Genomic DNA, 12,905 nt, shown 5'->3' on the forward strand with positions numbered 1-12,905 from the left:
CCGCCCCTCCCCCACCGCTCCCCAGCGGCGTAAAGCCAGGTTAAGGACGGACCGTGGCCCTTCTCCTCCTCCGGGGGTACGAACCCTCCCCGAGCCGTAGGAGGGAGGTACCCCTAGGGGCAGTCCACCGACGGGTGGAGACGATCTAGGGGTTCGGTCCACCCTGCCGGTGCGGTCAGACTGCGCCCTGCCGCGGCGTGAGGGTCAAGTGGGAAGCTGTCGTCCGGCAGATAGATGCAGGGGGAAGGAATCCGGGTGGACGACACCAAGCCGGCCGTGGGCGAATCCGCACGGCCCGTCTCCACGCACCGGCGCGGGGCGGTCGTAGCAGCCCTGATGCTCGCCATGGCGCTCGCGGCCCTGGACGCCACCATTGTCTCCACGGCGGTCCCGCAGATCGTCGGCGACCTGGGCGGCTTCTCGGTCTTCTCCTGGCTGTTCTCCGGCTATCTGCTGGCCGTGACGGTGACCCTGCCGGTGTACGGCAAGCTGTCGGACACCTTCGGACGCAAGCCGGTGCTGGTGGTGGGCGCGGCGGTGTTCCTGCTCGGCTCGCTGCTGTGCGCGACGGCGTGGACCATGGGCGCGCTGATCGCGTTCCGGATCGTGCAGGGCCTCGGCGGCGGCGCGCTCCAGGGCACGGTCCAGACGCTCGCCGCGGACCTCTACCCGCTGGAGGAGCGCCCCAGGATCCAGGCCAGGCTGTCCACGGTGTGGGCGGTGGCGGCGGTCGCGGGCCCCGGCATCGGCGGGGTCCTGGCCGCCTACGCCGACTGGCGGTGGATCTTCCTGGTCAACCTGCCCATAGGGGCGGTGGCGTTGTGGCTGATCGCCCGTCATCTGCGGGAGCCTGCTCGCGAAAGACCGGCCACGCGCGCGCGTGTCGACTGGGCGGGCGCGCTCGCGGTGTTCGCCTGCGGGGGCGTGCTGCTGACGGCCCTCGTGCAGGGCGGGGTGGCGTGGCCATGGCTGTCGGGGCCGTCCCTGGGCCTGTTCGGCGCGGGGCTCGCCCTGGTGGGCGTCATGGTCCTGATCGAGCGCCGGGCGGCCGAGCCCATCATCCCCGGCTGGGTGTGGCGCCGCCGGACCATCGCCGCGGTGAACCTGGCACTCGGCGCGCTCGGTCTGCTCATGGTGGCCCCCACGGTCTTCCTGCCGACGTACGCCCAGTCGGTGCTCGGCCTCACCCCGGTCGCCGCCGGATTCGTGCTGTCCGTGTGGACGTTGAGCTGGCCGGTGTCGGCGGCGCTGAGCCAGCACGTGTACCGGCGCGTCGGCTTCCGCAACACGGCGATGCTGGGCATCGGTTCGGCCGCCCTGATCCTGTTCGCTTTCCCCTTCCTGCCCTACCCGGGCGCGGCCTGGCAGCCCACGCTGCTGATGCTGCTCCTGGGCGGCGCACTGGGCCTGTTCCAACTCCCCCTGATCGTCGGGGTCCAGTCGACAGTCGGCTGGGCGGAACGCGGCACGACGACCGCGTCCGTCCTGTTCTGCCGCCAGACCGGCCAGACGGTGGGCGCGGCACTCTTCGGCGCGGTGGCCAACGGCGTCCTGGCGGCCCGCCTCGGCGGCGCGAGCGACCTGGACTCCGTCACGCGCGCGCTGGACGCGGGTACGGCCCCTGAGTCGACCCGCGCGGCCATCGCGGACGCGGTGCACGCGGTGTATCTGGGAGCGGCGGGGGCGGCGGCACTGGCGTTCGTGGTGCTGCTGGTGCTGGCGCCCCGCCGCTTCCCAGTGCTCAAGGAGCAGTAGCCCGGAGCGGGGTTCGCGCACCTGACGTAGGCACCCGAGCACACTCCGGCATGGCCAAAAGTCCGAGTTAACGGGGGTAACACCCCAGGTCAGAGAAGTAAGCGCATACCGACCAATCAGTTTGGTGAAAGGGCTGTACAACTCCGAACCGGCCGGTAACGTGCGGGGCTCCGCTCACTCCTCCACCCCCCCAACTCCCTGCGGTCCACCGCACTGGACCCGAGCCGCGCAAGGAGCCCCGGGATGTCCTACGACCGCTCCCAGCCCCATCCGACCTTCCCCTGGCAGCCCCCCGAACCGCCGCCCGAACCCGCACCCCGGCCGCCGCGCCACCGCTCCCCGATCGGCCACCACAGCGATCTGCGGATCCTGCGCGGCGCCTACCGCCGACAGCGGCGCACCGCCACCTTCACCGCGCTCGGCTACTTCACGCTCTTCCTGGTGCTGTCCGCCTGCGCCCCGGACTTCATGGCGAGCGGCGGCACCGAAGGACTGCCCACCGGGCTGCTCCTCGCCCTGCTCCAACTCCCCGTCACCTGGCTGGCGATCGCCCTGTACGAGCACACCGCGCGCCGCTCCGTCGATCCGCTGGCCGACCGCATCCGCAAGCAGTCCGAAGTGGACGCCAGGCGCGGGGCGGTGGCCCGATGACCGGCTTCAGCGACTCCGCGCAGGCGATGAGCCTGGTGGCGTTCTCCGCCGTCGCCACCCTCACCCTGCTGCTCTGCGTGATGACCGGCCCGGACCGCGACGACCTCGACGAGTTCTACACCGGCTACAGCTCGCTGTCCCCCATGCGCAACGGGCTCGCCATCGCGGGCGACTACATCTCCGCGGCGACCGTGCTCGGCACCGGCGGGGTCATCGCGCTGTTCGGCTACGACGGTGTCGTGCTGGCCCTCAGCACCGCCCTGTCGCTGATGCTGCTGATGTTCCTGCTGGCCGAACCCCTGCGCAACGCGGGCCGGTTCACCATGGGCGACGCGTTCGCGCGCCGGATGCCGGGACGTGCCGTACGGATCGCCGCGTGCCTGGTCACCCTCGCCGCGCTGCTGCCGCTGATGCTGGTGCAGCTCGCCGGGGCCGGCCAACTGCTGGCGTTCATCCTCGGGTTCGACGGCGACACGCTGAAGACCGGTTTCATCATCGGGCTCGGCATGCTGATGATCAGCTACGCGGCCATCGGCGGCATGAAGGGCACCGCGCTCATCCAGATCCTGAAGATGGTCATGCTGCTGGGCTCGGGGGCCGTGGTCGCCGTCCTCGTCCTGCACCGGTTCTCCTGGGACCCGGGCGCCCTGTTCGACGCGGCGGCCCGGCAGAGCGGGGTGGGGCGGGACTTCCTCAACCCGGGGCTGGAGTTCGCGGCCGGGCCTTACCCCCGCATCGACATGATCACCTCACAGCTGGCGGTCGTCATCGGCGGGGCGTGTCTGCCGCACGTCACCATGCGCATGTACACCGCCTCCAGCGCGCGTCAGGTGCGGCGTTCGATGTCCTGGGCGGTGTCGTCGGTGGCCGTGTTCGTGCTCGTCATCACGGTCGTCGGGGTCGGCGCGACGGCGATGATCGGCCGGACGGTGATCGCGGAGGCGGATCCGCAGGGCAACACGGCGTACCTGCTGGGGTCGCGGGCGGCGTTCGGCCCGGAGGTGTCCACCGGGGAGACGTTTCTCTTCACCGCGGTCACCACGGCGCTCTTCCTCACCCTGCTGGCCTCCGTCGCCGGCATGATCCTCGCCTGCGCCAACTCCCTGGCCCATGACGTGTTCGCGACGCGGGCGCGGTCGATGGCACCGCACCGGGAGATCCTCACGGCGCGCGTCTCGGCGCTGGCGGTCGGCGTCCCCACGATCTTCCTCGCGACGCTGATCCAGCACCGCAGCCTCCAGCCGCTGGTGATCCTGTCCTTCTGCGTCGGCGCGTCCGCCCTCGCGCCCGCCCTCGTGTACAGCCTCTTCTGGCGGCGCTACACGCGCACGGGACTGCTGTGCACGCTCATCGGCGGCACGCTGACCGTGCTGGCGCTGATGCCGGGCACGAACCTGGTGTCGGGGTCGCCGGTCTCCGCGTTCCCCGCGGCCGACTTCAACTGGCTGCCGTTCACCACGACCGGCCTCGTCTCGGTCCCGGCGGGCTTCGCATTCGGGTGGCTCGGGACGGTCGTCTCCGGACGAGGGAAGTCGGAGGAGCAGCGGCGGCAGTACGAGGCGGTGGAGGGGTGGATCCTGGCGGGGGCGGTCCGGAGGGAGACGTAGGAGGCCGTCGTTCGGCCGCGGGTGAATGGGGGCCGGTCGCGCAACCACGAACCGCCCGCAGCCGAACGACGCACCAAGGCCCCGTCATTCCGTCGTCGCCCTCCCCGTGAGCGCGGTCAGGCTGCTCCGCACCTGGTCCATCTGTGCCTGGGCCTCGTCCCAGCACTGCCCGTGCTCACGGAGGATCCGTTCCGTCTCCCGGGCGACGCGCTCCTCCTCGGCCCGCGCCACCGCGAGGATCTCCGCCGCACGCGCGTGAGCCTCCTCCTCGCACCGCTCCGCCGCGGCCTCCGCCTCCGCGAAGTCCCGCTTGGCCGCCGAGAGGAGTTCCTCGGCCCGCGCCACCCGTTCGGCGCCGCGCGCGTCCAGCTCGGCCGCGCGCTCCTCCTCCGCGCGCTCCAGCTCGGCCACGCGCTCCGCGTACTCCTTGGCCTGCTCGTCAAGCTTGGCGAGGGTGCGCTGCCGTACCTCGCGCACGGCGGCGAGCGCCTCCCCACGCCCCTCCTTCACCTGACGCCGGGCGGCGATCCGGATCTCGTCGGCCTCCGCGCGAGCGGCGAGCAGACGCTCGCGGGCGCGTTCCTCGGCCTCGGAGCGCACGGTGTCAGCGTGCGCCTGTGCGGCATCCCGTACGCCGTCCGCATGCGCCCGCGCCTCGTCCACGAGCCGTCGGGCCTCGTCCCGGGCGCCCTCCCGGACGGCCGTGGCCTCCTCCTGTCCCAGCTCGAAGAGCCGTCGCGCACTCTCGCCGAGCGACTCGTACGTCTGCGGGGCCAGTGCCGCCACGACCTCCCGCAGCCGGACCACCTCCGCCTCCATGTCCCTGGCGAGCACGGTGAGCCGCGCGGCGCGTTCCCACGCCGCGTCGCGGTCCCGGGACAGAGCGGTGGCGAACGCGTCGACCTGATCGGGGCGGTAGCCACGCCCCCGTACGGCCACGAACCCCTGGGGCGACACCGGTGCGCTGCTCATCCTGGAACCCTCTCCGCCGATACAACCCGAACGGACACAAAATGATGATTTCGCGCACATCTTGATGTATCGGACGGAAATGTTCATAACGCGACACTCCGCGGGTACTCCGCGGGCACTCCGCAGACAGGGCACGGTCGTCGCGCCACGGTCTTCGCGCCGTGCATCGCTCATGCGAGAGGGCCGGCCCCGGTCGCACGACCAGGATCCGGCCCTCTCGTCCCCGTAGGGATCAGCGGCGGCGCGGCGTCACAGCAGCCCGTCCCACATCTCCTCCAGCAGCACCGACCACCAGCTCTCCGGCGAACCCAAAGCCGCCGGGTCGAACGAGGCCAGCTGCGCCTGGAAGTCGACGGTCCAGCGGCCCGCCTGCTCCTGGTTGAGGCCGAAACGCAGCCGCCACATCCGGCCGAGCAGTGCGAGACAGCGCTGGAACTCGGGCAGACCGGTGTTCACGAACTGCGGCGGCACCGGCGCGCCGCCGGGGCCCGCCTCCACGGGTACGGCGACGATGTTCGCCGTCCCGTACTGCACACAGACCGCCTTGCCGAAGTCACTGCCCATGACGAGGTACGAGCCCGCGTCGGAGGCCGGCCGCACCCCTCGTTCGGCGGCGAGTTCCGCCAGCGTCGGCACCGGGCGCCCCGGCTGGGCCTGCACCCAGAAGAACGGGCCCATGTCCAACGGCAGCCCCGCCACCACCAGCGAGTGCGCGACGACCGGCGGCACGCCCTGGCGGTCCACGGCGATCTGCTCGAACCGGAAGACACCCGGACCGAACGCGGCCCCGAGCTCCTGGGCGATGCCCTCCGGGGGGATCGGGGGCGCGGCCTGGACCGGCGGCAAGGGGGCACGCACCGGTGCCGGACGGGCGGGACCGTCCGCCACCTGGTGCAACTCGCCCTGATGGGCCAGCAGTTGCTGCATGCCCTGCTGGCGGCTGGCGTGATCCGTGCCGTAGGGCGCGATGCTGGTGATCCGCGCCTGCGGCCACTGCTCCCGGATCATCCGCGCGCAGTACGCGCCCGGCAGCTCGCAGGACTCCAACTCGGTGTGCAGCTCCAGCACCTGGTTCGGCGGCACGTTCATGGCCCGCAGCTCGTGGAAGATCTGCCACTCCGGATGCGGTGTACCCGGCGCGGAACGCCGGATCAGCTGCTGCTCCGACCCGTCCTGCGCGCGGTACCGCAGCACGGCCTGGTAGCCGGGGCCGACGGTGGGCTGCGACTGCTGGGGATAGCCGTAGGCCGGCGCCGGCGCGGGAGCGGGCTGCCCGGGAGGCGGAGGAACGGCGCCGGGCGGCGGCGCCATCGGGCCCGGGGGAGCCGGAGCGGCACCGGGGGGTGCTACGGCTCCTGGCGGCGGGGGTGCCGGCGTCGCGCCGGGAGGGGGCGGGGGCATGCCGGGGGCGCCGGTCGAGGGCGGAGGCGGAGGCGTGGACAGCACGGTCTCCGCGTGATGCACACCGGGGGGACCCGGAACCTGGGCCGGACCAGGGACGCCGGGTGGCGGGGGCGGGGTGCCTGGCGCGCTCGAGGTACCGGGCGCGTCGGGGAACACCTGCGTGCCGGACGCACCTGGGCCATGGGGGAACGCCGAGCCACCGGACGTGTTCGGGGCATCGGGGAACGCAGACCCGCCGGACGTGCTCGGCGCAGCGGGGAACGTGGGGGCCCCAGGCGCACTCGGAGCGCCCGGACCGCCGGAGCCACCCGGCGCACCAGGGAACGCCGGACCACCAGAAGCATGCGGAGCCGCCGAAGCACCAGGAGACCCCGGACCACCGGACGCACTCGGGGCACCCGGCCCACCCGGCACCCCGGGGAATCCCTGCGCCCCCGGCGGAGGCGGAGGCGGAGGCACCGGGCCGGACCCGGCGCCGGGGCCCGGGGCAGACGGCGCGCCCGAGTTCGAGGGGCCTTCGGCCCCCGGCGCCGACACGAACTGGGTGGGCACGTACCCCCCACCCGCAACGGACGGCGGCGGAGGCGGAGGCGGCGGAGTCGAGCCCCCGCCCTGCGCACCACGCCCGGGAGGCGCCAACTTGCTGGTGGCGAGATCGGCGATGTCACCGGCACTCGGCGCGGGCGCCGGAGCACCAGGGGCCCCCTGCGGGTACCCGTACGAAGCCGGAGCGGGCGCAGCCGGAGCCACGTCCTCCGCAGCCGACGCACCTGGAGCACCCGAAGCACTCGGCCCACCAGGCCCACCAGGCCCACCAGGCCCACCAGGCCCACCAGAACCTTGCGGATAACCGTACGAAGCCGCCCCCGAAGCCGGAGCCGGCGCACCCACCCCCGGCCCACCGACCGTCTGCGGATAGCCGTACGCCGACCCACCGGCGCCCGGCCCGTCGGCCCCCGACCCACTCACCGCATCCGAGGCCTCCGGCGCTACCGGAACCGCGTCCTCCACCCCGTTCCCCGGCGGCGAGAACACCGTGTCCGGCAACGCCACGGACAGGTCCTCACCCTCACCCCCGTTGGTGTCGGTCCCGGTCCAGGGCCGTGCCGCGGAAGCCGCCCCCGCGCCCCCGGCGGAAGAAGACCCGGAAGAGGCACCGTCACCGGAGGAGCCGGCGTCGTCCCCGAGCCCCAACCTGTCCGCCGCGTCCTGCAACCACTCCGGCGGAGTCAGCAGGAACGACGTCTGGTTCAGGTCCACCCGGGCCGCGGGCGCCGGCACCGCGTCCTCGGGGCCGCCGTCCCGTCCGTACTCCTCCTCGTAGCGCCGGATCAGCTCGCCCACCGGCAGTGCGGGCCACAGCGTGGCCTCCCCGCTGTCCCGGGCGATCACGAGCCGCTGGGCGCCGCCGTCGGAGCGCGGTCCGTCCGCCCGGTCCTCGGCCCACACCACGAACCCGAGGCCGAACTCCCGCACCCGCACCTCACGGTGCTGGTACGACGGCACGTCCCCGTTGATCCACTCCTCCGCGCGCTCCTGCGCCTGCGCGAACGTCACCATCGCTGAAGCTCACTCCCCCGACACGGAAGAAGACACGGGAACGGAACGGGCGAACCCGCCGTCCACCATCAGGTTCGCCACCGTCTCCAACTCCGGTGGATTACCGGCCAGTCGGGACAGGAAGACGTCGAAGTCCGCACCGCACGGCAGCAGCAGCCGCCGTACCCGCTCGGCGGGCGGCAGCGAGGGATCGGTGTCACGGGCGTCGTCGTAGGCGCAGAACCAGACCGAACCGATCTCCTCGCCCTTGACCTTCACGGCCAGCAGTCCGCCCTGGACGAAGCCGATGCCGAGGTAGTCCTTGGTGAGGTGGTCGCGCAGGCACTTGTTGACGTAGACGAGGTCGTTGACCGCCGCCTCGTCCCGCACGGTGAAGAACGGCTGGTCCACCAGCAGCCCCAACTCGGCGTCCAGCGCGGCCCCCACCGGCGCGGACCCGCCCGCCGCCTTCAGGAACGAGCGGTAGGCGCCCGGCAGCCGGTAGCCGAGGTCCTCCTCGACCCCCAGCACCTGGGACTCGGTCACCGCCACCGACGACTTGGGCAGTCCGAAGTGCGCCGGACGGGTCTCCTGGAGCGGCCGTGTCCCGCGCTTGTTCTGGTCGACGCGCGTCGTCGCGATCCCGCCGTGGTGCCGCAGCAGCGCCTTGACCTCCACCGGGACCAGTTCGAGGCGGCGTGTGCCCACCACGTGGTGCCACGTCCAGCCGTGCGGTGTCGCCACCGCAGGGACCGTGTCCCACAGGTCGTGACCGGTCGCCGCGAGCGCCGCGTTGGCCGACACGTAGTCCGTCAGCCGCAGTTCGTCGACCCCGAAGCCCTCCGGCGGCTCGGCGATCTCGGCGGCGGCGCGCGCGTAGGGCGAGAAGTCGGGGTAGCCGCGCTCGTCCACCCGTACCCCTCTGGGATGACGCGCGGCCCGGACCGGATCCGGGAAATGCACGACCTGCCCGGCATAGGCCGCGTTCGGCGGCGCGGCTTTCTGCCCGAGCCGACCTGTCGTCATCGCTGAAGCCCCCTGCGGCGCTCTGGTACGACGCGCGGCGGCTCCCCCTCCCGGGGCGGGCCGTCACGCACCGTATCGACTGTCTCGTCCGCCTCCGCGCGTCAACCGCGCGCATCGCGGCGACCACTTGGATCGCGGTGCGAACAGCCTATGCGGTACGACGACGCCGGTCACCGGCCGCCGGTCAGGCCCGCTCCGCTTCCGTGACCAGCCGTCACCCCGTCGTGACAGCGGGGTCGAACCCGGGCGTGTCGTACCGCCCCAGCTTCCGCACCAGCCACGCCGTTTGGCAGTCTGTGACCTCCGGGGGGATGCTCGGGAGGGGATGACGATCATGAACACGACGCAGACGGGACCGCACCCAGGGCCGCACGACGGCGCCATGGCAGGCCTGAACGGCCATCCGCACACGGGTCTCGGCGGCGATCCCCGCATCGGCTGGAGCAGCGCCGAGAGACCCCACGCGCCCGCCCTCCACCACCGCCGCGACGGCATACTGCCCACCGTCGCCGCCGCCCTCTCCGTCCGCGGCGCCACCCTCACCTCGACCGCCGCCCGGGGCGACGAGGCACCGCAACTGCACCCGCTCGTCCAGGACTTCCTCGACACCCTCGGCAGCGACCGGCGCGACCGCTTCACCGGCCGCTGCGCCGAGGCCATGCTCATCTCCCGGCAGATCGCCGCCGCCGACGCCGCCCGCAGCAAGCGCGCCGCGCGCAAGCCCATGACCAACGGCGAGGCCCGTCGCGCCCTCAAGCAGGCCAAGCTCACCGCCCGCCGCATCCGGGAGGACGGCGATCCGCTGCACGGCAGCTTCGCCGCCCCCTGCCGCGCCTGCACCGCCCTGAGCGCCCACTTCGGCGTGCGCATCGTCGACCCGACGACGGACGGCGGCTGACTCCTCCACTCCCCCACCCCCCGGCACCACCCGTAAAACGGCGCACCGCTCCCCGGCGCCCACCCATGACCTCGACGAACGCGAAGGGCAGATGCACCCCGACCGCACCCACAGCACCCGCTTCCCCGTCCCCGTCGACGCCGTCCTGCGCGCCGCCGGCTGGCTCCCCGGACGCTGGGACATAAAGCAGGCCGAGATCTGGGCCGACGCCCTGCGCGAGCACACCTCACCGGCCGGACACCGGCACGCCGTGTTCCCCGCCGCGGTCGAGGTCTGGGCCGAGTTCGGCGGACTGCACCTGACCCCCACCGGCCCCGGCCGCCAGGTCGCCCCCGCCCATCTGCACCTGGACCCGCTGCACGGCCTCCACATGGCCCGCACCCTCGCCGACCTCGGCCGGGCCCTGGACACCGAGGTCTGCCCGCTCGGCGCCGAGACCGACACCCACGCGCTGCTGGCCATCGACACCGAGGGCCGGGTCTACGCCCTGGACCACACCGGCGACTGGTACCTCGGCCCGGACATCGACCAGGCCCTGTCCGGCCTCATAGCCGGCATCGAACCGGCCCGCCTCACCGCGGGCTGAGCGCAACAATCCGCGGTCCGAGCACAGCGGGGCCGCTACGCCGCCGGAATCACCGCCGACACCCGGAAACCCCCCGCGTCCGTCGGCCCCGACACGAACACCCCGCCCAGCGCGGAGACACGTTCCTTCATCCCGACCAGGCCGTTGCCCCCCGAGGGCAGCCGGGCCGAGGCCGGTGACGGGATCTCCGGCGGCGGTTCGTTCTCCACCTGCATCGCGATCTCCGACACCCGGTGCGCCAGCCGTACATGCGTCTTCGCACCCGCCGCGTGCTTGTGGACGTTCGTCAACGCCTCCTGCACCACCCGGAACGCGGTCTGCTCGATCTCCGCGGCGTACGCCCGCGCGTCCCCCTCGACGGACAGGTCCACGACCATCCCGGCCGCCGCCGACTGCCCGATCAGCGCGTCCAGGTCGTCCAGACAGGGCCCTTCGGTCTCCTCCACGACCCGGGTCGCCGCGGCCGCCGCCGCCACACCCACCGCGACCAGCGGCACCGCGTCCCGCTCCCGCCGACCGGAGCCGTCCCCGCTGCGCAGCACCCCGAGCATCTCCCGGAGCTCGGTGAGTGCCTGCCGCCCCATGTCCCCCACCAGCGCCGCGTTCTTGACGGCCTTCTCGGGGTCCTTGCGGGCGACAGCCTGGAGGGCGGCCGCGTGCACGACCATCAGGCTCACCCGGTGCGCGACGACGTCGTGCATCTCCCGGGCGATGCGGGTCCGTTCCTCGTTGCGCGCCCACTCCGCGCGCTCCTCGGCCCGCTCGGCCAGCAGCTGGAGTTCCCGCTCCAGGCTGTCGGCCCGCTCGCGCAGGCTCTCCATGAGCCGCCGCCGCGCGCCGACGTAGAGCCCGAGCAGCAGCGGCGGCGCGGTCATCCCGATGGCGGTGGTGATGGAGACGAAGGGGACGAACCAGTCGCCGAGGTCGAGGTCGGCCCGGCCCGGGTCCTGCCGGACCCGCACGAACATCACGATGAGCATCCCGACGAGGGACATGCCGGCCAGGGAGCCGATGATCCGGCGCGGCAGCTCCGACGCGGCGAGCGTGTAGAGGCCGACGATCCCCATCAGATAGCCCATCTGGGCGGGGGTGATCGCGATGCTCACCAGCACGACGGCGATCGGCCACTTGCGCCGGACGACCAGTACCGATCCGGCCAGCACGCCGAACACGATCCCAGCGGCCGTCGGGATCCCGGCATCCTCCGCGAACCGGATCCCCTCGAACGCACACTCCACCGCGGACGCCGAGGCCAGGCCCACGTCCAGTACCGCACCGCGCCACCGCACCCACCACCACGGCCCCTGCTGAGCCGTGGTGGAGTCTTCCCCCGTCGTGGTCATGCCTCCAGCCTACGGGCGCCCCGTGCCGGATTTCCGGTGACTTTCGACGACTGGCCTACACCACATCCAGTGACCGATCGACTACGAAAGAGCCCGATATCCCTCGAACTACTGAATCACTCACCGTTCGATCCCGGAAGGCAACATTCCGGCCGGACGGTATGCCTATGACACATCCACCGAGCAAGTACGCGAATTTCGAGGGGCTGCGGGAGCGGGCGGTCGCGTTGCGCCGCGAGGGACTCAGCCGACGCCAGATCCGCGACCGACTGCACGTCGACGACAACGACCTGCTCAACCGACTCCTGGAGGGCGAGCGACCTCCGGAGTGGACCAAGCGCCCGAACGCGAAGGATGACCTCCGAGACAGGGCGAGGGAACTCCGCCTCCAGGGCTGGACCTACGACCAAATCCAGGTGGAGCTCGGGTGCTCGAAGAGTTCGATCTCGCTGTGGGTACGGGACCTGCCGAAGCCGGAGCAACGTGATCCGACAGAGCAGGCGAAGCTGGCGGCGCGCAAGCGCTGGGAGCACGAACTGACGGTGCGAGACGAACGGCGCCGAGAGACCAAAGCGGCCGCCGCAAGGGAAATCGGCGCCCTCTCCGACCGTGAGCTGTCATCGCCGGAGTCGCCCTTTATTGGGCCGAGGGCACCAAGGACAAGCCGCACGCCCGGCGCGAGCGGGTCACCTTCGTCAACAGCGATCCCCACATGATCCGCCTGTTCCTGGCCTGGCTGGACCTGCTCGGAGTGGAACGCGACGACGTCGGGTACCGCGTGATGATTCACGAGTCGGCCGACGTCGGGTCCGCCGAGCAGTACTGGGCGGGGCTGGTTCAGGCCGATCGCAGCAGCTTCGGCAAAACCACCCTCAAACAGCACAACCCGAAGACAGTGCGCAAGAACACCGGCGAGACCTACCACGGGTGCCTCGTCCTGACCGTGCGACGGAGCGCAGAGTTGTACCGTCGCATTGAGGGCTGGTGGTACGGCATAGTAGGTGCAGCCACCGCGAAGCCGATCTAACAATTCGGACGCAGCGGCAATCCCGGGTCGTCTAAGGGCAAGACGTCTGATTTTGGTTCAGAGTATGGGGGTTCGAGTCCTCCCCCGGGAGCCCTAC

At 72.3% G+C, this 12,905-nt stretch carries 9 protein-coding genes, 1 tRNA gene and 1 pseudogene; 7 read left to right on the forward strand and 4 right to left on the reverse strand.

Annotated features, from left to right (window positions below):
• Positions 1-255 precede the first annotated feature (255 nt).
• The 3 genes from IF54_RS0111985 (at position 256) to IF54_RS0111995 (ending at position 4,013) form a co-directional block, all read left to right on the forward strand.
• A complete protein-coding gene (locus tag IF54_RS0111985; RefSeq protein ID WP_107047824.1) occupies positions 256-1,755 on the forward strand; it encodes an MFS transporter in 1,500 nt (499 codons plus the stop codon).
• A 243-nt stretch (positions 1,756-1,998) separates the two neighbouring features.
• On the forward strand, positions 1,999-2,406 hold the full coding sequence (locus IF54_RS0111990) for a DUF485 domain-containing protein (RefSeq protein ID WP_030317426.1): 408 nt from the start codon (positions 1,999-2,001) through the stop codon (positions 2,404-2,406).
• Complete coding sequence (locus tag IF54_RS0111995; protein WP_030317429.1) at positions 2,403-4,013, forward strand: cation acetate symporter; 1,611 nt, start codon at positions 2,403-2,405, stop codon at positions 4,011-4,013. The genes IF54_RS0111990 and IF54_RS0111995 overlap by 4 nt, the downstream gene beginning before the upstream one ends.
• An 84-nt stretch (positions 4,014-4,097) precedes the next feature.
• Here the strand turns inward: IF54_RS0111995 and IF54_RS0112000 are convergent, their stop codons facing one another.
• The 3 genes from IF54_RS0112000 to IF54_RS0112015 all read right to left on the reverse strand — a co-directional run bounded on the left by IF54_RS0112000 (position 4,098) and on the right by IF54_RS0112015 (position 8,954).
• Entirely contained in the window at positions 4,098-4,985 is an 888-nt protein-coding gene (locus IF54_RS0112000) for a DivIVA domain-containing protein (protein ID WP_030317432.1), read from the reverse strand.
• 249 nt (positions 4,986-5,234) lie between these two features.
• Positions 5,235-7,949 carry an SUKH-4 family immunity protein gene (locus IF54_RS40490; RefSeq protein WP_051735418.1) on the reverse strand — a complete coding sequence of 905 codons (2,715 nt, stop codon included), beginning with the start codon at positions 7,947-7,949 and terminating at the stop codon, positions 5,235-5,237.
• Between the two features lie 9 nt (positions 7,950-7,958).
• The gene (locus IF54_RS0112015) at positions 7,959-8,954 is read right to left on the reverse strand and encodes an SMI1/KNR4 family protein (protein WP_030317434.1); all 996 of its coding nucleotides are present in this window, start codon (positions 8,952-8,954) and stop codon (positions 7,959-7,961) included.
• A 334-nt stretch (positions 8,955-9,288) separates the two neighbouring features.
• Here IF54_RS0112015 and IF54_RS0112020 point away from each other — a divergent pair, with 334 nt between their 5' ends.
• Both IF54_RS0112020 and IF54_RS0112025 read left to right on the forward strand, forming a co-directional pair.
• Entirely contained in the window at positions 9,289-9,852 is a 564-nt protein-coding gene (locus tag IF54_RS0112020; protein WP_063754939.1) for a YwqJ-related putative deaminase, read from the forward strand.
• Positions 9,853-9,943: 91 nt separating this feature from the next.
• Positions 9,944-10,438, forward strand: a complete 495-nt coding sequence (locus tag IF54_RS0112025; RefSeq protein ID WP_030317438.1) for an SUKH-3 domain-containing protein — start codon at positions 9,944-9,946, stop codon at positions 10,436-10,438.
• 35 nt (positions 10,439-10,473) lie between these two features.
• Here the strand turns inward: IF54_RS0112025 and IF54_RS0112030 are convergent, their stop codons facing one another.
• A complete protein-coding gene (locus IF54_RS0112030; RefSeq protein WP_030317443.1) occupies positions 10,474-11,781 on the reverse strand; it encodes a sensor histidine kinase in 1,308 nt (435 codons plus the stop codon).
• 167 nt (positions 11,782-11,948) lie between these two features.
• Here IF54_RS0112030 and IF54_RS39560 point away from each other — a divergent pair.
• Both IF54_RS39560 and IF54_RS0112040 read left to right on the forward strand, forming a co-directional pair.
• Positions 11,949-12,808, forward strand: a pseudogene (locus IF54_RS39560) (hypothetical protein).
• 20 nt (positions 12,809-12,828) lie between these two features.
• Positions 12,829-12,899: transfer RNA gene (locus IF54_RS0112040), tRNA-Gln, on the forward strand.
• Positions 12,900-12,905 lie beyond the last annotated feature (6 nt).

Source organism: Streptomyces sp. NRRL B-3229, from assembly GCF_000719505.1.
GTDB lineage: Bacteria > Actinomycetota > Actinomycetes > Streptomycetales > Streptomycetaceae > Streptomyces > Streptomyces griseorubiginosus.